Genomic DNA, 18,118 nt, shown 5'->3' on the forward strand with positions numbered 1-18,118 from the left:
GGCCGCCTAGCGCAATGACCGGGTCGAGCGGAACCCGTCAAGGGCCAGGACGGACAGGGCCAAAATGATGGGTGCGTAGGTGAACGCATCCCGGAGGAAGAGCTGCTCACCCATGGCCACCGCCGCAAGCAGGAGCAGTACCGGCTCCACATAGCTCAAAAGGCCGAAGATCGAGAGGGACAGCAACGACGCGGCACCCAGGTACAGGAACATGGCCACCGCCCCCAAAATGCCGATGGCAAACACCGGAACCAGGGATGAACCCGGTTCGCGGACACCGGCGAAGATGAAGTACACGGCCAGCGGGGTCAGGAAAAGTATCTCCAGGGTGAACGCGGCGTTGGATTCAAAGCGTGCCCTGCGCCTGGCCGCAAAGTAGACAGGGTATCCCAGGCAGATCAGGAGGGTTGGCCAGGCCAGCCCGCCCGCAAAGACCAACTGGTGGCCGACGCCCACGGCAGCCAGCACTACGGCGATCTTTTGCCACCGGGAGAGCTTTTCGGCAAAAAACACGCGTCCGACGACGACCATGACCAGGGGCAGCAGGAAGTAGCCGAGCGAGGTGGCCAGCGCGAACCCGTTCATTGGTGCGTACATGAACAGCCACAGCTGGACTCCCACCAGGGAACTGGCGATCGCACCGTAGAAAAGCAGTCCGGGGCGCGCCTTGATGCGCCCGAGCAGGGCCAGCATCTCTGCCCGTCTCCCCGGGACCAGTCCGTACACCGGAACCAGGATTAACAATGTCAGCACTATCCGCCAGCCGTAGACCTCATTCGGCCCGATGCCGCTCAGGGAACCTGATATGAGGAAAATGGTTGCGAATAGTGCCGAGGCAATGATGGAGGCAAGAACGCCGCGATTCACCGAAGACGCTCCGTCTCTATGGGTTTGTACTGGGACCTTCAGTCTAATTGACCGTTTGCCGAAGGCCTTGATCAGACCTCCAATTTGCGCCTGATGAAGGAGGAAAGCTGGTCGACGAGGATGATCAGGACCAGGACCACGAGGATCTGGGTGAGCATCGCATCGAAGCGGAAGGACTTGATGGACTGGTTGATCAGCAGGCCGATGCCGCCCGCGCCGACGAGCCCAAGCACCAGGGAGGAGCGGACATTCACGTCGAAGCGGTAGAGCAGCAGGCCGACGAACTGGCCGAGCACCATGGGCAGCGCGGCGTGGGTGACCTGCTGGAACCGGGAGGCTCCGGCGGTGGAGAGCGCCTGCTGCGGACCGGAATCGGTTTCCTCCATGGACTCGGCCCAGAGCTTGCCCATCACGCCGGTGTTGTGGCAGATCAAGGCGAGCACGCCGGCGAAGGGGCCGAGGCCGACCGCCGTCACGAAGATGAGGGCGAAGACGATGTCTGGCACCGCGCGGAAGAAGGACAGGATCGCCCGGGAGAGCTGGTACACCCACGGGTGGGGCGTGGTGGTGCGGGAAGCGAAAACCGCCAGCAGCAATGCGCTGGGGATGGAGAGGGTGGTGCCGAGCAACCCGATCCACAGCGTTACGGTCGTTGCCTTCAACGCGGGTGCCACCACCTTGTCCCAGTCAAGGTCGGGCGGGAATGCGTCGGCCAGGAAGGAAGCCATTCCTTCGGCCCCGCTGACTAGTGCCGAGAGCTGGAAGTCTGTGCCGCGCAACGCAAAGACGTGAAACACGATGAACACCGCAATGGCAGTGAGTATGGAGGTCATCCGCCAACCGGCATTGGGGACCTTTGGTACTGAGAGGGTTGCTACCGGCGTGCTCATGCCGCGACTCGATTCGGGGTGTAAAGGCGGGACAGCATGGAGGCATCAAGGCCGGAAATCTCGCCGGAGTACTCGATGCGGCCGTTGATCAGTCCAATGACGTGGTCGGCATGGCGCATGGCCAGGTCCGGTTGGTGCAGCACGGCCGCGACGGCGAGGTTTTCCTCGTGCGCCAGTTCGGCAAGCAGGGCCATGACTTCCTCGGCCGCACGGGGGTCCAATGCGGATACGGGTTCGTCGGCGAGCAGGACGCTGGCACGCTGGCACAGGGCCCGGGCCACGGCCACGCGCTGTGCCTGGCCGCCGGAGAGCCGGCCTGCCTTTTCGTGGGCGCGGTCCGCAAGACCCACCCGGGCCAGGGCGGCCATCGCTTCTTCCTTGAGTTCACGGGGGAAGAACATGGGGCTGACCGACGCCGGGCCGCTGATCCGTCCAAGGGCCCCGGCACATACGTTTTCCAGGGCGGTGCGCCGGGGCACCAGATGGATCTTCTGGAAGACCATGGCAACCGATGCCCGGGCGCGGGTCAGTTCGCCGCCGCGCAGGTTGGACAGCTCGGTGCCGTCCAATTGGATGGAACCGGCTTCGGGGGTTTCCAAGCCCATGACGCACTTGAGGGTGGTGGATTTCCCCGACCCGTTGGCGCCCAGGAATGCGACGACGGATCCGCGGTGCAGCGTGAAGTCCACGCCGTCCAGGACCGTGCGGCCGCCGAATGACTTGGTCAGGTTCGATACCCGCAAGATCGGCTCGTCGGCGGGGGGAGCGGGCAATGCCAGCGGCGTGGGCAGGTTCAGCGTTGTCATTAGATGTCGTCCTCGGTCAGGCCCATGGTGGATGCAAGGTCGAAGAGCGGGGAGTACGTTTCCTTGGAGACCTCGACCATGCCGCCGGCGGGGGAGACGTCCAGGAACTTGCCCACTGCCTCGATGTCGGCCGGTGCCAGGTTGAGCAGGGCGTCCTTCACCGCTGACTTGAAGGCCGGATTGGCGTCTGCGGAAACGGTGATCGGGTCGTTCGGGATCGCTTCGCTCTCCCAGACCTGGCGGAAGTTCGCCGGATCGAAGTTTCCGGCTTCCTGGGCGCTGGCCAAGGTCTGCGAGTTGATTTGTGCGGCATCCACGGTGCCCTTGGTCAGGGCGATCAGGGCCTCCGGGTGGCCGCCGGCGTAGTTCATGTTCAGCTCGTCCTCGGCAATGCCGGCCTTCTTCAAGCCGAAGCGGGGAAGCACGTCGCCGCTGGTTGAACCGACCGAGCCAAGGGCCAGGTCCTTGCCGCGCAGGTCGTCGATGCTCTTGATCGGGGAGTCCTTGGGGACCCAGATGCCTGCGGTGTAGGAGGAAAGCTTGCCGTCGGCGGTGCCGAAGGAAACCAGCGGTTCGGCGTTTGCCTTGGTGGAGGCGAAGACGTAGCCCATGGGACCGAATTGGCCGATGTCCAGCTTGCCGTTGCGCATCGAAAGCACCTCGGCGGCGTAGTCCTCAACGACCTGGACCTCGACCTTGCAGTTCAATTCCTTGCCCAGCGCCGCGGCAAGGACGTTGTAGGCGGGTTCGAGCTTGGAGGGATCCTCGAAGGGCTCGATGCCGAACTTCAGCTCGCCGTTAGGGCAGAAGCTGCTGGCCTGGGCGTCTGCCTTGGCCGGGGTCTCGGCGGAGGAGCAACCAACCATGGTGAAGGCCGCGAGGGTGGCCAGGGACAGTGCGAGTGTGCGGGAGAGTCTCATGGTGGTCTGGGTCCTTAGCGTGCAGTGGTGCGTGCGAGTGGGGAGGAAAGAAATGCGTTGAGGTTTGCCTCGGCCAGGCCGAAGGAGAGGGTCATGCCGATCCCGCTGGTGACGGAGACCAGGGTGATGGAGTCGGAGATGTTGCGTACCAACACCGGTGCCACGTCGGATGAGGCGTAGACGCCCTGCCAGCGTTCGGTGGGGTGGATCGCTTCCACGTCCAGCACCTGGGCGGCGGCCTGCAGCAAGAGGTCGGAGGTGGACTCGGTGAGGAACGGTGGCTGGGTCAGTGCGTATGAATGGGAGTCCCCGAGGAGCAGCGTGCCGTCGGGTCGCTGGGTGAACATCACGTTGGCGCCGATGTCCAACAAGTCGGGGCGGGCCGCCTTGACCTGTTCGCGCAGTGCGCTCGCCGAGGGCATCTGCGTGAAGGCGTCGTAGCGCAGCATCGAGGTTGCCGTCAGCACCGCCGGAATGATGGAGGTGCTCTCCGGGGCGGGAGCCGCAGTCATCTGAAGTGCGCAACGCTTGATTTGGTGTTCGGCCGCGATCTCCGGGAACAGGTAGTCGACATCGTGGCCGACGCAGATGAAGACCTGATCGGCCTCGTAGGCACCCCTGCTGGTGGCAACGCGGGCCCGGCGTTCGGTTCCCTCGCCAAAGCCCAACGCCGCGGTGTTGAAATGTACTGCGGCGTTCTCTTGCTTGTTCAGCCACGATGCCAAGGTGCCAACGGTGGTCCGGGGGTCCACGCGCAGGTCGTCCGCCAGGAATGCGCCGCCGCGGATGCCGTTGGTGTTCTCCCGGCCGAGCTTGGCCCGGACCTCTTCCGCATTCAACACGGTGACCTGGCCGGGCGGCCGGGAATCCGAGAATTCGCGCAGCAGCTGCAGCTCGGTTTCGGTCGCGGCAACTACCAGGGCGCCGGCTTCGGCAGCCCAGAATCCGGCCTTGTCGGCAAAGCCAAGCCAGTGTCGTCGTCCTGCTTGGGCGAGGTCGTAGAGTTCGCCGTGCTGCGCGGTGATGCAGGCATGGCCAAAGTTGCGGATCGAGGCGCCGACGGCGCGGTGGTCGCGGTCGATGACGGTGACGCTCAGGCCCGCTTGGTGGGCCAGGCCAGCATGGGCGAGACCGATAATGCCTGCCCCGATGATCAGTACGTCGCTGCTCGCCACCGGTTCTTGGATGGCCGTGGAATTCATATTGGAGATGTTCACGGCATTGATATTTGCTGATCGAACTGGCCCGTTTCAAGCTGAAATGGCACTTGTTCAGACAAGTTCACCAACGGTTCATTTTGGTCGTCAAGCGGCCACGATCTGTTCACTTGTCGTTTGCCAAATACCCCGAAATCGCGCCATTTTCACTTGTATGCTCAAGATTGTGTTGCCGATAGCAGATGAACCCATGCACCAGCGTCTCAGCGAACTTTTCCGCCAACGGATTTCATCCGGGGCCTGGAAAGAGGGCCAGGGACTTCCCAGCGAGGCCGAGCTCTGCGGTGCCCACGAGGTCTCTCGCGGAACCATCAGACAGGCCTTGGCCACCTTGCGCAGCGAGGGCCTGATCACCGGGGGGCGAGGCAAACCGCCGGTGGTGGCACATGCCGTGCCTTCTCAGCCATTTGCCACGTTTATGTCCTTTACCGAGTGGGCGCATTCCATGGGCAGGGTGCCAGGGCAAAAAACCTTGGAGATCGCCCGCCGCGGGGCCGATGAGTACCTGGCGGGTCAAATGAACCTTGAGCCCGGAGATCCGGTGGTGCAGATACTGCGCTTGAGATTGCTTGACGGGGTTCCGACCATGGTGGAGCGCGGCAACTTTGTTCCGGAAGCCGGCAACGCGCTTTTCGATTTCGATACCGATAGCGGATCGATTTTTGGATACCTGACCTCGCAGGGGATTGATCTTTCCCGGGGCAAGCACTTGATAGATGCGGTGAGTGCCGACGAGGTGGATGCTTCCCTGTTGAACGTACCGCCGGGTGCCGCATTGTTGCGTGAGCGCCGGCTGACCTTCGGACAGGACGGAAGTGTTTTGGAATGTTCCGACGACAGGTATTTGCCTCATTTGGCGAACTTCGTCATTGAAAATACGAGGCAAACAAGGGCTGCGTTGGTGCGCATTCCCTTGGTTGCCTAAAACGATAAAAATAAGGAAAGAAAAATGATTGAACTTGTAGTTTTGGACATGGCCGGCACCACCGTGGATGAGCACGGGGATGTTTACCGCGCGTTGGAGGAATCTGTCACGGCAACTGGTGCCACGGTAAGCGCGGATGACCTGCAGACGTGGATGGGCGCCGACAAGACCGAGGCCATCGCGGCCCTGATGGAGCTGGGCGGGGTTGCCGCAGACCCTGCCGTCGTTGCCCGCCAATTTGGTGAGTTCCGTGCATTGCTGGCGCAGTTCTATGCTGCGAACCCGCCGGTGGCATTGCCTGGTGTCGAAGATGCCCTGCGCGAGTTGAAAGCACGTGGCATTAAGGTGGGGCTGACCACTGGTTTCTCCCGCGATGTGGCCGCGCCAATTCTGGAAACGCTTGGATGGGGCATCGGTGAGGGTGAATTGCTGGATGCCGTGGTGACCAGCGACGAGGTGGCTGCGGGACGACCTGCACCATACTTGATCCACCATGTCATGGAAGCCACCGGAGTGCACAACGTTCGAAATGTGATTGCCGGTGGCGACACTGTTGTTGACCTCTATGCGGCCCACAACGCCGGCGTCCGGCCGCTGGGTGTGCTTACCGGTGCATTGAATCGTGAGCAGCTTGAAGCGCACCCCCACGAATGGGTGCTTGAGGGCGTCCGGCACCTTCCGAATGTCGTTGCAACAGCACTAGTCAGCAAGTAAAAAATCTCGACTCGGTAACGGTGCTCCGGTGGCCAATAGGGCCACCGGAGCACCGTTTTCTGTGAAAAAACTTTTTTATGGACGCTGACTAGTGCAAACGCAGCATTTGCGATGGGCGGGCTTGACTCGGGGCGGGGGGTGTATCGTACGGTCGTTTAGTAACGTTTCTATAACAGCAGGTTGCGGAACACGATACAACTACTGCCGGATATCCTCCGTTGTCCAACGCGGCAGTAGCCACCCAGACGTCGAATGCGACGCCGGACAACGACGCCACAATGGTCGGGGACGACCTATGCGGGGATGGCACTGGAGAACCATGATCCAGCAAAACACCAAGAAGAAAAACATTCGCCGCGGCGCCGCAACGCTCGCCGCAGTGGCTCTGGCCGGTGGTGCGATGGCAATGTCCGTTGCGCCGGCCTCCGCGGCCGGGACCAGCACCTGGGACTCACTGGCACAGTGTGAATCCGGCGGAAACTGGGGCATCAACACCGGCAACGGCTTCAAGGGCGGCCTGCAGTTCACCAACTCGACGTGGAAGGCCTACGGCGGCACCGGAAGCGCGCACAACGCCTCGAAGTCAGAGCAGATCCGCGTGGCCGAAAAGGTCAAGGCCGGCCAGGGCTGGGGCGCATGGCCCGCATGCTCTGCCAAATTGGGTCTTTCCGGCGGGAAGGGTTCCGTCTCGAAGAGCTACGCGAGCCCCGCCAAGAAGGCCACCACGCAGAAGAAGTCCTCCAAGAGCTACTACGCCTCGACTTCAAGCAAATCGGCCGGGGCTTCGTATGAGCGGACCGCATACAAGACCAAGTCGGTTCCGGCCAAGAGCTTCGCATCCAGTGGCAAGCGTGTGGCCGCGCCTGTCGCCAAGGCCCCCGCGGTGAACGTGAACGTCAAGGATTCGGGCAAGAACTACACCGTCAAGTCCGGTGACACCCTGTTCAAGATTGCCAAATCGCAGGGTCTGAACAACTGGCAGGACCTATTCTCGCTGAACCAGGATGTTCTTCCGAGCGCAAACCTTATCTTCGTCGGCCAGTCCTTGGACCTGCCGACCAAGTAATCCGCCAACCTTTCGGGGAACGGATCAAGAAGGGCTGTCCAACGGCTCCCGCATCGCGGGCCGGCGGGCGGCCCTTTTGCGTTTGGGGAAGCAATCGGCAACGGCAAAAGGGGCAGGGCCCGCCTCCATGCTGAATGGGGCGGGCCCGATGCGAGTGCCTGGGCGAATGTCTGTGTTACTTGTGGCCGGCGAGTCGACCCTCGACATCAAGCGTTGCCATGGCATTGGTGTTCACGTTCTCCGAGGGGCCGTTTAGATACCGTTCCAGGGAATCGTCCATGGCGTTGATCCAACGCGTATGGTGCGGTTCCGACATCGTGCCGGTGATCGCCGAGCGATGTGTCTGGTCGCGGTACCCCAAGATGTCTTCGCTCTTGTGGCGCATCCAGTCCTTGAAAAGCGCGTTGACGGAGTCAAGATCGAATTCCGGGTAGTCGGTGGCGTTAATGAGCTCCCGCACGTAGTCTGTCTGGAAATCGGACTCCTCGTCGTGGCCCTTCAGGGCGTTTTGGCGTTCGAGCCAGCGACTGATGTCGGCAGACCGATCTTCCGCGGTCGGAATCTCGATCTTGCCAACCATGACATCCCTGGCAAACCAGGCTTGGGCATCAAACATGTTGAAGGTGTAGTACTGGTCTTGGGCGCCCAGATAGAACAGGTTGGTGTTTTGCTGCCACACAACACCCTTGTACAGGTTGCCCGGGTACAGCACGTTGGAAGAGCTGATGGTCATGGTGGACGGCAGGAACGGGTACTTGTGAAGGTAGCCGGTGCACAGGATCACTGCATCGAACTCGCCGCTGGTGCCGTCGGAGAATTGGGCGGTACGCCCTTCGAAGAGGGTGACCAAAGGGCGTTCCACGGTGCTCGACGGCCAGTCGTAGCCCATGGGGGAGGACCTGTAGCTCAGGGTCACCGAGGCGGCACCCATCTTGTGGGCCTGCATGCCGATGTCTTCCGCCGAATACGACGAGCCAATCATCAACAGGTCCTTGCCAGCGAACCGCTCGGCGCCACGGAAGTCATGTGCGTGCATGATCTCGCCGGGAAAGGTGTTGATCCCCTCGAATTCCGGGATGTTGGGTACGGAGAAGTGTCCGGTCGAAACCACCAGCTTGTCGAAGACGTGGGTTTCACTTGCCCCGGTTTTCACATTCTGGCTCTCAACCGTGAACACCTCGGTCGCTTCGTCGTAGTTGACCCAGCGCACCGCGGTGTTGAAGCGGACGTACTTGCGCACGTCTGATTTTTCGACGCGACCGCTGATGTAGTCGAACAGGACGGCGCGTGGCGGGAATGAGGAAATGGGGCGACCGAAGTGTTCGTCAAAGGTGTAGTCGGCAAACTCGAGGCACTCCTTGGGGCCGTTCGACCATAGGTGGCGGTACATCGAGGAATGAGCTGATTCGCCGGCCCCGTCGATGCCCGTGTGCCATGAGTAGTTCCACTGTCCGCCCCAGTCCGACTGCTTTTCGAAGCAAGTGATTTCGGGCATGGCGGCGCCTTGCTTGCGTGCTGCCTCAAATGCTCGCAACTGCGCCATTCCGCTCGGTCCGGCACCAATGATTCCGACTCGAATGCTCATGCTTTCTCCTCATTTCTCAAACCGATTAGTTACCCATGGATTCGGGTATATCGGAACCGCGCCATAGGGAAATCGCGGTTGGAGATGCGACCTAGTGGAGGAACCCTTTCGAGTTCCCCTGCATCAGGTGCGGCGTACTTCGCGCCGCAATGGCAATATGCTCCATGGCCTCAATCCCGGCAAGGGGAGAGGCGCCGCAATGATAGAAATGACCGGAATGTAGCGGTCTGTGCGGTTCCGAGTGAGCCAGGCATCGGTTCGACAATGGCAACTGGCTCCCTTCCATGGCAACAGGAGTGGATGGCCAAGTCAAATTGGCTGGATCAATTCAATGCATGTTACCGGAGGAAATGCGCTCGATTCAAATTGTTATATTTCATCAAATATCGCGAAATCAAGGGAGTGAATGTGCCCTGAAATCAGTGAATACGTACACCGCCGGCAGGGGACGCAACAGTGAAATTGACTTGCGGAAATTTGCTGATACCCGAATATTTATCCGCAAATTTCGTTTTTGGTTCCCTCGTCCAGGCGGAGACGGGAACCGCAGGATGCGTGGCCGGGCGCTCAATTGCGAGCTTGGGTGAGCATGGCCTAACCGGCTTGGAATCGTTTGGGAGCCGATGCCAACTACCCGGTCAGGATGGGCACCACTAGGGATCCGAATTGGCGCAAGACGCTGTGGGCCGAGAAACCCCGCCGGCAAGGGCTGGCCGGTTCGCTTTGGATGGCAACTACTTGAGGGAGGGACGGCAACCGGTCCCCGTGGGTGGATTTGAACCGGCTTTTCGGAACTGCCGGGTTGTCGATCGAAGGCATGTCCTGACGGGGTCGTGCCGGGCCGGGTGCGCTCTTCGGGGTTCGGTGGGCACCCGCTGCCAAACGGTCGGGGCGCAATCCGTTGCGCCCCGACCGTTTGGGTTCCTAGCGGTCGCCGAGCAGGGTTTCCAGCCGGACATAACCCTCCGACATTCCCTGTTCCATGCCTGAGGCGGCCATTCCGTCGCGTGCCTCTTGGGTCGGATACACCGAATGGCCAACAAGCCTGCACCTGTTGCCCTCCAGTGGCTCGAAGCGCATGTAGTCCATGGCGACAATATCCGGGTAACCGTCAAACTCGAAGGTCTGCAGGGCGAATTCATTCTCTCGCACAGTGTGGAACACGCCGGTGAATCCGTATTTTCCCGAGCCGTCGGAGTGGGTGTACTTGTAGGAACCGCCGGTGCGGAAATCGTAGTGGTCGATTTCCATTTTCATGCCGTTCGGTCCCAGCCACTGGGCGACCAGCGCGGGGTCGCGGTGTGCTTCGAACACTGCGGCAACGGGAAAATCGAATTCACGGGTGAAGTCGATGAACGGTTGCCCGTCCGGGACGCTGAGTTTCAATGCGTTGCTCATGATGCGGCTTTCGTTTGGTTATCCGTCGGATGCGGATCGATTCTTCAAAATGGCGTCGAGACGGCTGAACTTGCGTTCCGTAACCAGTCGATATTGGTCTATCCATCCGGTTAGCTCGGCCAGGAGGGCTGGATTCAGGTGGACCGGGCGGCGCTGTGCCTCGCGGGTGCGAGTGACCAGCTGCGCCCTTTCCAACACCTGAATGTGCTTCGAAATAGCCTGTTTGGTCATTTCGAACGGTTCGGCAAGCTCGTTGAGGGTGGCCGGGCCACGGGAAAGCCGGGCTATGATTTGCCGTCTGGTGGGATCGGCAAGGGCCATGAAGGCCCGGTCAAGAGCGTGCTCATCGAACGACACGTATTCAACTTCTTTCTTTATCAACCAATCGGTTGATAACAGAATGCGCCGACCGCGTGCCACAGTCAAGAGGTGCAGGGATATTTCCCGCGGCCTTCCAGCTCCTACCGGAGTGCCTGGACAAAGCCGCGTGCCGGGCCTGCATGGCTGGCCTGAATGCGCAGGAATAGTCCGGCGCTGTCGCGGCCGGGCCATTGCTCCGGCAGGCAACGCGGAGGCAGGCCGGGGTCAAGGTAGGGGATGGTCCGCCAGGAATCGATGGCACGCACATACGTTGCGAAACTTTCCGATGCCTCGGAGTCCTCGGCTTCGGGGACTGCATGGTTCAGCGCGATAAATGCGTGGTGCAAGGCCGCCAATGACTCGAGATCCCACCAGGTCGAGGCTGCGCCTCGCATGTTTCCGGTCATCTCCGGGCTCTGTGAAACAAAGACCGTGGCGTGGTCCTCCAGTTCCAGTGCTTGCAGGATCTCCCAGAGTTCGGTCCGCAAGTATTCGGGGAAGATCCACAGTCCGGGGGCGACCAGGCCTCCGCCGATTCCATGGAGGTGCCGGCGGAGCTGGTGGCGTCTTTCGCGTTCCGCCTCGGGGACCGAATATGAGAGCAGGCACCAGGGATCCCCGGGTTCCATGGAGCGCGGCTCGAAGATCCGGCGGTCGCCTCGGGCAAGGATGCGTTCGCCGGCGTCGGTGAGTGCGAACCCGACCGCACCGTCCATGGTACGCGGCTCAAGGATTCCCTTCTTCTTGAGCCGCGTAATGGCAGTCCGGGTGACCTGGGCGCTGGTGCCCAGCGCATCCATGAGTGCAATGAGGTGCGTGGAGGAAATCCAGCCACCGAGCTCGCGGATGTACAAACCCACGATGGTGCGAACCAGCGAGGTGGTGCTGCCGGGGCGGGCGTCCAGGTCATCGAGTGCCGGGTTCATGAGGTGCGGGGACTACTTGCCGATTTCCGTGCGGACAGCAAAGAGTTCCGGGAAGAACGTGAGGTCCAGTGCGCGTTTGAGGAAGTCGACTCCCGAGGAGCCTCCGGTGCCCTTCTTGAAGCCGATGGTCCGCTGCACCACGCGCATGTGGCGGAAGCGCCAGGCCTGGAAATTGTCCTCGAGGTCCACCAGGTCTTCACACGCCTGGTAAAGGCTCCAGGCGGTGTCGTCGGATTCATAGATGTCCTTGAAAACGGGAACCAGCGCCTCGTGGAACACCCACGGCTTGGTGACGTCGCGGTTGAGGATCGCTTCGGGAATGGCGTAGCCGGCACGGGAAAGCGCATGAAGGAACGCATCGTAGACGGTGGGTTCGCGCAGCAACTTGGACAGCAATTCGTGGGCGGCCGGATCGGATTCGAAGACCTTGAGCATGCCTTCGTGCTTGTTGCCCAGGATGAATTCAACGGCGCGGTACTGGAAGGACTGGAAGCCGGAGGAAGAGCCGAGGGAATCGCGGAACTGCGCGTACTCGCGGGGGGTCAGCGTAGCCAGGACCGACCACTGCTCGGTGAGTGTCTTTTGGATGTGCTTGACGCGCGCCAGACACTTCAATGCCTTGCCCATTTCGTCGTTGTCCATCAGTCGGCGGGACTCCACCAATTCATGCAGCATCAACTTGAGCCACAGTTCGCTGGTTTGGTGCTGGATGATAAAGAGCATTTCATCGTGGTGTTCCGGGACGCTGACCGGATGCTGCGCCGAAAGGATGCGCTCCAGGTCCAGGTAGCTTCCATACGACATGGTGTTGCGGAAGTCGGTGCGGACGGAGTCTTCAATTTCGCGGGCGCCTTCGGGCGTCTGTGCGTGCGGGCAAGCCATGAAGATAGCGTATCACTATCTCGACTAGCGTCAAGAGAGTGAAATGTATGGTTTTGGAGCGGCAAAACGAAAGGTCAAAAGAGGCGCTGGCAATGCAGTGGAGAGCCCTTGAGGTTCCGGGGGAAAGTCTCCAAGTGGATTCGTCGTGGTGAAGGTGGCTGCCGGTCCCTGCCGAAGCTTCGGAGGTTTCGGCAGGGACCGCCACTGTGCCCAGATCCTCTCGGACCTGGGCACAGTGGCGGTCAATGTATTGATTTGGGCCTCATGTACTTGAAGCGGTTCAGCGAGCCGTGTTGGCATCCTCGGCTGCCTGCTTGCGCACCGCATAGATAGAAGTGAGCTCCAGGAGGCGGACCCGGGCGCGGGCGGGGTTCAACATGAGGCCGCCGATAACGGCGAAGACACAGATGATGATGCCGACGATGAAGAACCCGTTGGAGTATCCCTCGGCGGGGGTTGCTGCATTCTCAACAATGAGCCCCAGTGCGTAGGGTGCGATCATTCCTGCCACCGAGTATGCGGCGATGATGCAGCCAAAGAATGCAGCGCGCTGGTGGGCGGGCAGGAAGTCCGAGGCGCCAGCAAAACCAATCGCGAAGGCGACCGAATTGATGGAGAAGGCTGCGACCACCAGCGCCAATTGCAGCGGACCCGCCGGGACCTGGGTGAAAGCGATCATGCAGACGCCGGCGAACAGAAGGCATGCTGCGGTGAGGAAGGAGCGCGCCACCCGGGAGGAGAATCCGCGCTTGAGCAGCCAGCCGGAGAGTGCTCCCGCACCGAGCAGGATCGCCATGGCGGCAACGTACGGCACGGCGACCAGCATGCCGACGGTTTCCATCGAGTAGCCCAGGCCTTCGTTCATGAAGGCGGGCAGCCACGTGACCTTGAGCGAGGTGATCAGGTACCCGGCAAAGGAAAGCAGTGCCAGTCCCCAGAAGCTTGGGAGCAGCAACAATCGGTAGAAGGGAACAACGATGTCGCCGTTGGGATCGACCGTGGCTTGCTTCTCTTCGGCCGTTTCAATGCGCTTTCGGAAAGGAAGGCGGTCGGAGAAGAGGAACCACGCGGCGGTCCATGCCAGGCTGACGCCGATCAGGAAGATGAACGAAGCGTGCCAGTCCCACGTCAGGATGATCCATGTCAGTATCGGGGCAGCGATCAGCGGGCCAAGCGATGTTCCGGCCGTGACCACGGCGCCGGCGGCGGCCCGCTTCTCGGCGGGGAAAAGGCTATGGACGATTGATTGGCACAAGGCATGTGCGGGGCCTTCGAAGAATCCGAGGGCGATGCGACTGGCCAGCAGGACGCCAAACGTGGTTTGCGTGGTCAGCGGCAGCATCGTCAGGATCCAGGTGATCATGAGGATGCCAACGGCCCAGTTGTAGGAGATTTTCCGGAAAACCGCGGTCAACGCCACAGCTCCAATGGCAAAGAGCCAGAAGAATGCGCTGGAGAGCAACCCGTACTGGCTGGCGCTGAGATCCATGGTCTCTCGGATCGGCTTGCTGGCCAACCCGATCGCTGCCTTGTCGGCAAAGTTGAGCATGGAGAAAATCAAGAGCATGACAACAATGCCCCAGTTGCGTCGGCTGCTTGGCGTGCTGGCCTTGGTGAGGCTGCAGCCGATGGCCGTGGTAGTTGCCACGACGGTCTCCTCGCGGTTGAGATCGGATGAATATGAAGGGGGTGTGACTTGCGGCACACCGTTTTCCTCCCTACAAGTAGAACCGGGGTCCTTTTCCCGATCAACGGCGAAGTGGCTATCGGACTGATCATTGAAATCGAATGGACAACTGGATCGCTTACCCACCTGTCTCCGGGGGCTGGTTATAGGCCCCTCGGGCGGGTGCCCGAGGGTCTGGAAAGGACCTTCCCAGACCCGGTTCTCATCGTGGCCGGCAGGTGTTTGTCCCTGAATCACTGAAGGAATCGGCGGCGAAGGGGACGTGCGGTTTCTGCCGTGGATCCGTTCATTGGTTCATCAACAAAGCTCGGTTTGCACCTGCGTGACGTAACCATTGTCCACGTCTTGACTGATGGGGAACCAGACGGATGGAGAAATAAGAGGTCTCATTCCCGCCCTTGGGGAAGGCCGGTCACGATGGCTGAATGCTGACAGCGTCCTGGTTTTCCGGTCGTTCGCCTTCGTGAATGGAATTCAGCCAAACCGAACGGGTCCAAGAACCCCTTGTGGGCAGGGGATTCCCTACCTACCCCTGGATCTTTTCATTCATCCTTTGCAGCTGAGGATTCCATGCCGTGGAGGCTGTGGGCCCGGTGCCGACGGTTCCGCGGTTCGCATGGCGGCTCGGAGTTCAGCGGCCTGGCCTATAGCGCCCGATCAGCGGTGCGCAAGTGCTCCCACGGCGATGCCGCGCTTTGTCGAAGGGCGACTAGTCGGTTCCCTTTTAGATGACCCGAGGTGTTGAAGCCGTGTTCCTGGTGCCGGAGCTCGTGGAAGTGCTCGCTGAGGTTGGCGGGCTTGCCCGCGCCGAAACGCTCGCAGGCATTTGCCAGGTGTGCGGCAACTGTGAAAATCGCCTACGCGATGAGTGTGACGTCGATGTGTCGGGCGCTTTTGGTGAAGCAGATCGGGTCGAACCCCTGCGTCGGCATGCCGACGGACCAGCCGACACCCAGTGGGGATGAGCCGCATGGCGCCCATAGCGATGACGGGCCAGACGCGTGACTGAACCCGGCCGGCGCAATAGAAAGACAACGTTCGGACTTTGCGTCGAGTCTTCGAATGCCGATTTCGCCTTGGCGGTGGCCAGACCGAGCACCAAGGCCATCTGTTCGTCGACCGGGTGGATATGGTTTGATAAGGCCTTGTGAGCCTATTTATTGGGTGCTAGGAAACTGCACAGGAAATTGGGGAAAATGAAGACTTTTGCTCGTTCGGTCATGGCAGTCACTGCTTCGCTGTCGATTGCGTTGTCGGGAGTCGCGGTGGCTTCGGCCGCACCAGTGGCCCCGCCATCGGCGGTCAATGTTGTTGCGGCCACGAAGGCTCCTCCCGTTTCCATCAAGAGAATTCCGACCAAAGTCGTCAAGGGCCCAGCTCTGGCAACCATCAAGCCATTGGTGGGCGCAGCCAAGGGGGTCAAGGTCACATCGAAGGTCTTGACCGTGAAGCAGGGCAGGAAAACGCTCGTCAACAAGAGGACGTCTGCCACGTTGAGGGCCGGCACCTACGCGGTGACAACTACTGTGAGATTCAAGGCGGGCAGCAAGTCCTTCACCGCTGCCAAGACCCAGACGTTGGTCGTCAAGAGGGCCTCCAGCAAGGGTGCCTGGCCCATGTCGAACGGCAACAGTTGCCCGACCGCATACCCGATCAAGGGAAACCGGACCGGCAGCAACTTGGTGTGGAAATACCATGTTCCCGGAGGCCGGTACTACAACATCACGAACCCGGAAGAGTGCTTCAAGTCGGCTGCCGATGCCATCAAGGCCGGCTACCGGGCCTCAATGGAATAACAGGGTTCAAAGTCAGGGCATCCGGGTGGCCGATGACCAAGTGGTGGGTCATCCGTGTTTTGATGGATCTTCGGCACCGCGCCTTGTTGATTCATCCTGAAAGAGCATTTTGAAATTCCTGACTTACCTCATGCTGTCCGTTCTCATCACGACCGGTTCGCTGGTTGCGGATCCAGGCACCCTAAACACCATAAAAACGCCAGCGGTTTCCGGATCCGTGGCTTCCGCTGCAAGCAAGACGGTCGTGCCCGGCGCGAAGCTCAACGGGCCGAGCGCACTCTCCACCCTGAACTCGCTACCCGTCAAGGGCAAGGCCGCATCCACCGGATATGACCGCAACGCAAAATTCGGCAACGGGTGGAAAGACTCCGACGGCAACAAGTGCGATGAACGCCAAGACACGCTCACGCGCGACATGTACAAGGTGAAGTACAAGGACAGCAAGAATTGCCAGCTTGCGTCGGGCGTCCTGAAGGATTCCTACACCGGGACCACCATCAACTGGAAGGTCAACAGCGGTTCCGTCGATATCGACCATGTGGTTGCCCTGAAGAACGTTTGGATCTCCGGCGGGCAAAAATTGACTCAGGCGCAGCGTGTTGCTGTGGCGAACGACCCCTTGAACCTCATGGCTTCACAGGCCTCGGCCAACCGCTCAAAGGGCGACGACAATGCTGCCGAATGGCTGCCCACGAACAAGGCCTTCCGCTGCCAGTACGTAGCCACGCAGGTCGGTGTAAAGAAGAAGTACGCGCTGTCCGTCACCGCGGCGGAGAAGGACGCCATGAAGCGCGTCCTGCAGGCTTGCCCAACGCAAAAAACCGCTGCCGTCACGCCGATCAAGCCGTCGGGCAAGACCCCCGCAGTGACGCCATCGACTACCAAGAACGCTCCGGCCAAGGCGCCATCGGCGAATGCGTCACAGGCCAAGCAGGTGTCTCCCGGCGCGTACTGTGCCAAGGCGGATGTCGGCGCAAAGGGCATTGGCAAGAAGAACGGCAAAACCTACACGTGCAAGGCAAGCAGCACGGAAGCACGCCTGCGCTGGCGCTAAATTGGTAACCCCCAATTTGCTCACGGGGGCATGGCAAGACCAAACGATCGTCCGTCGGGAAGCTTCCCGCCGGACGATCGTTCATATGTCCGGCAGGTGCGCATTCGCAGGCACGCACCCGAAGCTGCCCCTTGCATTCCTTCCGGAGGGCTGGAAGGCCCCGGCGGCCAAGCATTCTTTACGGGCCGCCGCCAAACCCTATGCCTGTTCGCTCTTGGCCCCGTCGGATGCGGAAACCCCGGCAATCCAGGCGAGCACATCCGGCCAGTGGGCGGCCAGCGGATCGATGTCTTCCAGGTGGCTGAGTTCCTTGTATTCGCGCAGGAATACCGGCGAGCCGGCCGCCTGCGCCGCATGCACGTAGTCCCGCGAATGCCCAATGGGTACGCGTGAGTCGTTGGCCCCGTGGATGAGAAGTGTCGGGGTGTGGATCGGCAGTTGCCGCACGGCCGATGCCTGCCGGTAGATCCCGGGTGTCTCGGCGGGGGAGGTCCCGAAATACTCCCGGGCGGCGTTCTCTCCCAAGGCCTCGTTGTAGGTCCGCTCTGCATCAGTGACGGGTGCCAGCGCCACCACGGCATCGGCCAGGCCGGCGGTGAGAAGGGCCAACTGGCCGCCGACCGAATGGCCGATGCTGATGGCCGGGCCCTGAAGTCGGCGTTCCCGCACAACTGCCTCAACCAGGCTGAGCGCCTGGCGGCAGTCTTCCAGGGGTGCGGGCCATGGGCCGGAGGCGCCGCGGCGGTACTCGATGTTGGCAACTGCCCATCCGTTCTCCAGCAGCGAGGCCGCCAGCGGCTCCATGAGCGACGCGTACAGGCTCGAGCGCCAGTAGCCGCCATGGATCAGCGCCACGACGCCGCGCGGGGATGCGACATTTGCGGGCCACGACAGCGACAGATGCTGCGCTTCATCGGTTCCGTAGAACAGGGACTCCGGGTTCAGGGTGTGGCCGTTCAACTTCGACTCCTGGGCTGAAATGTTCGGTGGGGAGTGCCAACCGCAGCTGCGGCCGGAACTCCCCA

17 protein-coding genes are annotated in these 18,118 nt (G+C 61.1%); 5 read left to right on the forward strand and 12 right to left on the reverse strand.

Annotation, left to right across the window (positions count from 1 at the left end):
• Window positions 1-6: 6 nt before the first annotated feature.
• The 5 genes from rarD to JOF47_RS01280 form a co-directional block, all read right to left on the reverse strand.
• The gene (rarD, locus tag JOF47_RS01260; protein ID WP_209995450.1) at window positions 7-867 is read right to left on the reverse strand and encodes an EamA family transporter RarD; all 861 of its coding nucleotides are present in this window, start codon (window positions 865-867) and stop codon (window positions 7-9) included.
• 71 nt (window positions 868-938) lie between these two features.
• Entirely contained in the window at window positions 939-1,757 is an 819-nt protein-coding gene (phnE, locus tag JOF47_RS01265; RefSeq protein ID WP_209995452.1) for a phosphonate ABC transporter, permease protein PhnE, read from the reverse strand.
• Window positions 1,754-2,563 (reverse strand): phosphonate ABC transporter ATP-binding protein, encoded by an 810-nt coding sequence (locus JOF47_RS01270; protein ID WP_209995454.1) that lies wholly within the window; start codon window positions 2,561-2,563, stop codon window positions 1,754-1,756. Before JOF47_RS01270 ends, phnE begins: the two co-directional genes overlap by 4 nt.
• Complete coding sequence (locus JOF47_RS01275; protein WP_209995456.1) at window positions 2,563-3,483, reverse strand: phosphate/phosphite/phosphonate ABC transporter substrate-binding protein; 921 nt, start codon at window positions 3,481-3,483, stop codon at window positions 2,563-2,565. Before JOF47_RS01275 ends, JOF47_RS01270 begins: the two co-directional genes overlap by 1 nt.
• A gap of 14 nt (window positions 3,484-3,497) precedes the next feature.
• Window positions 3,498-4,700 (reverse strand): TIGR03364 family FAD-dependent oxidoreductase, encoded by a 1,203-nt coding sequence (locus JOF47_RS01280; protein ID WP_342592675.1) that lies wholly within the window; start codon window positions 4,698-4,700, stop codon window positions 3,498-3,500.
• On the opposite strand from JOF47_RS01280, the gene JOF47_RS01285 reads away from it, so the two are divergent.
• From JOF47_RS01285 to JOF47_RS01295, 3 genes are all read left to right on the forward strand, one after another.
• Entirely contained in the window at window positions 4,675-5,625 is a 951-nt protein-coding gene (locus JOF47_RS01285) for a GntR family transcriptional regulator (RefSeq protein WP_342592676.1), read from the forward strand. The genes JOF47_RS01280 and JOF47_RS01285 overlap by 26 nt on opposite strands.
• Window positions 5,626-5,649: 24 nt before the next feature.
• On the forward strand, window positions 5,650-6,339 hold the full coding sequence (locus tag JOF47_RS01290) for a phosphonatase-like hydrolase (protein ID WP_209995458.1): 690 nt from the start codon (window positions 5,650-5,652) through the stop codon (window positions 6,337-6,339).
• 319 nt (window positions 6,340-6,658) lie between these two features.
• Window positions 6,659-7,405, forward strand: a complete 747-nt coding sequence (locus tag JOF47_RS01295) for a transglycosylase family protein (RefSeq protein ID WP_209995460.1) — start codon at window positions 6,659-6,661, stop codon at window positions 7,403-7,405.
• Between the two features lie 175 nt (window positions 7,406-7,580).
• On the opposite strand, the gene JOF47_RS01300 is transcribed toward JOF47_RS01295, so the two are convergent.
• The 6 genes from JOF47_RS01300 to JOF47_RS01325 all read right to left on the reverse strand — a co-directional run bounded on the left by JOF47_RS01300 (window position 7,581) and on the right by JOF47_RS01325 (window position 14,204).
• The gene (locus JOF47_RS01300) at window positions 7,581-8,990 is read right to left on the reverse strand and encodes an NAD(P)-binding domain-containing protein (RefSeq protein ID WP_209995462.1); all 1,410 of its coding nucleotides are present in this window, start codon (window positions 8,988-8,990) and stop codon (window positions 7,581-7,583) included.
• A 924-nt stretch (window positions 8,991-9,914) separates the two neighbouring features.
• Window positions 9,915-10,388, reverse strand: coding sequence for an SRPBCC family protein (locus JOF47_RS01305; protein ID WP_209995463.1), 474 nt, complete (start codon window positions 10,386-10,388; stop codon window positions 9,915-9,917).
• 18 nt (window positions 10,389-10,406) lie between these two features.
• A complete protein-coding gene (locus JOF47_RS01310) occupies window positions 10,407-10,745 on the reverse strand; it encodes an ArsR/SmtB family transcription factor (protein WP_342592677.1) in 339 nt (112 codons plus the stop codon).
• Window positions 10,746-10,849: 104 nt separating this feature from the next.
• Window positions 10,850-11,674, reverse strand: a complete 825-nt coding sequence (locus JOF47_RS01315; RefSeq protein ID WP_209995464.1) for a PaaX family transcriptional regulator — start codon at window positions 11,672-11,674, stop codon at window positions 10,850-10,852.
• 12 nt (window positions 11,675-11,686) lie between these two features.
• Complete coding sequence (gene kynA, locus JOF47_RS01320) at window positions 11,687-12,556, reverse strand: tryptophan 2,3-dioxygenase (RefSeq protein WP_209995465.1); 870 nt, start codon at window positions 12,554-12,556, stop codon at window positions 11,687-11,689.
• A 280-nt stretch (window positions 12,557-12,836) separates the two neighbouring features.
• Window positions 12,837-14,204: an MFS transporter gene (locus JOF47_RS01325; protein WP_209995466.1), complete on the reverse strand. Its 1,368-nt coding sequence runs from the start codon at window positions 14,202-14,204 to the stop codon at window positions 12,837-12,839.
• A 1,235-nt stretch (window positions 14,205-15,439) separates the two neighbouring features.
• Here JOF47_RS01325 and JOF47_RS01330 point away from each other — a divergent pair.
• Together JOF47_RS01330 and JOF47_RS01335 are read left to right on the forward strand one after the other, a co-directional pair.
• A complete protein-coding gene (locus JOF47_RS01330) occupies window positions 15,440-16,039 on the forward strand; it encodes a sunset domain-containing protein (RefSeq protein ID WP_209995467.1) in 600 nt (199 codons plus the stop codon).
• Between the two features lie 130 nt (window positions 16,040-16,169).
• On the forward strand, window positions 16,170-17,093 hold the full coding sequence (locus JOF47_RS01335; RefSeq protein ID WP_209995469.1) for an HNH endonuclease family protein: 924 nt from the start codon (window positions 16,170-16,172) through the stop codon (window positions 17,091-17,093).
• A 198-nt stretch (window positions 17,094-17,291) separates the two neighbouring features.
• Here the strand turns inward: JOF47_RS01335 and JOF47_RS01340 are convergent, their stop codons facing one another.
• The gene (locus JOF47_RS01340) at window positions 17,292-18,053 is read right to left on the reverse strand and encodes an alpha/beta hydrolase (RefSeq protein WP_209995470.1); all 762 of its coding nucleotides are present in this window, start codon (window positions 18,051-18,053) and stop codon (window positions 17,292-17,294) included.
• Window positions 18,054-18,118: the final 65 nt, after the last annotated feature.

It is taken from the genome of Paeniglutamicibacter kerguelensis (assembly GCF_017876535.1).
Classification (GTDB): domain Bacteria; phylum Actinomycetota; class Actinomycetes; order Actinomycetales; family Micrococcaceae; genus Paeniglutamicibacter; species Paeniglutamicibacter kerguelensis.

What these genes read in the sequence shown, in the direction of transcription:
- kynA (WP_209995465.1), bottom strand. Translation starts at nt 12,556, where the DNA reads ATGGCTTGCCCGCACGCACAGACGCCCGAAGGCGCCCGCGAAATTGAA.
- phnE (WP_209995452.1), bottom strand. Translation starts at nt 1,757, where the DNA reads ATGAGCACGCCGGTAGCAACCCTCTCAGTACCAAAGGTCCCCAATGCC.
- JOF47_RS01300 (WP_209995462.1), bottom strand. Translation starts at nt 8,990, where the DNA reads ATGAGCATTCGAGTCGGAATCATTGGTGCCGGACCGAGCGGAATGGCG.
- JOF47_RS01315 (WP_209995464.1), bottom strand. Translation starts at nt 11,674, where the DNA reads ATGAACCCGGCACTCGATGACCTGGACGCCCGCCCCGGCAGCACCACC.
- JOF47_RS01290 (WP_209995458.1), top strand. Translation starts at nt 5,650, where the DNA reads ATGATTGAACTTGTAGTTTTGGACATGGCCGGCACCACCGTGGATGAG.
- JOF47_RS01305 (WP_209995463.1), bottom strand. Translation starts at nt 10,388, where the DNA reads ATGAGCAACGCATTGAAACTCAGCGTCCCGGACGGGCAACCGTTCATC.
- JOF47_RS01330 (WP_209995467.1), top strand. Translation starts at nt 15,440, where the DNA reads ATGAAGACTTTTGCTCGTTCGGTCATGGCAGTCACTGCTTCGCTGTCG.
- JOF47_RS01270 (WP_209995454.1), bottom strand. Translation starts at nt 2,563, where the DNA reads ATGACAACGCTGAACCTGCCCACGCCGCTGGCATTGCCCGCTCCCCCC.
- JOF47_RS01295 (WP_209995460.1), top strand. Translation starts at nt 6,659, where the DNA reads ATGATCCAGCAAAACACCAAGAAGAAAAACATTCGCCGCGGCGCCGCA.
- JOF47_RS01335 (WP_209995469.1), top strand. Translation starts at nt 16,170, where the DNA reads ATGCTGTCCGTTCTCATCACGACCGGTTCGCTGGTTGCGGATCCAGGC.
- JOF47_RS01275 (WP_209995456.1), bottom strand. Translation starts at nt 3,483, where the DNA reads ATGAGACTCTCCCGCACACTCGCACTGTCCCTGGCCACCCTCGCGGCC.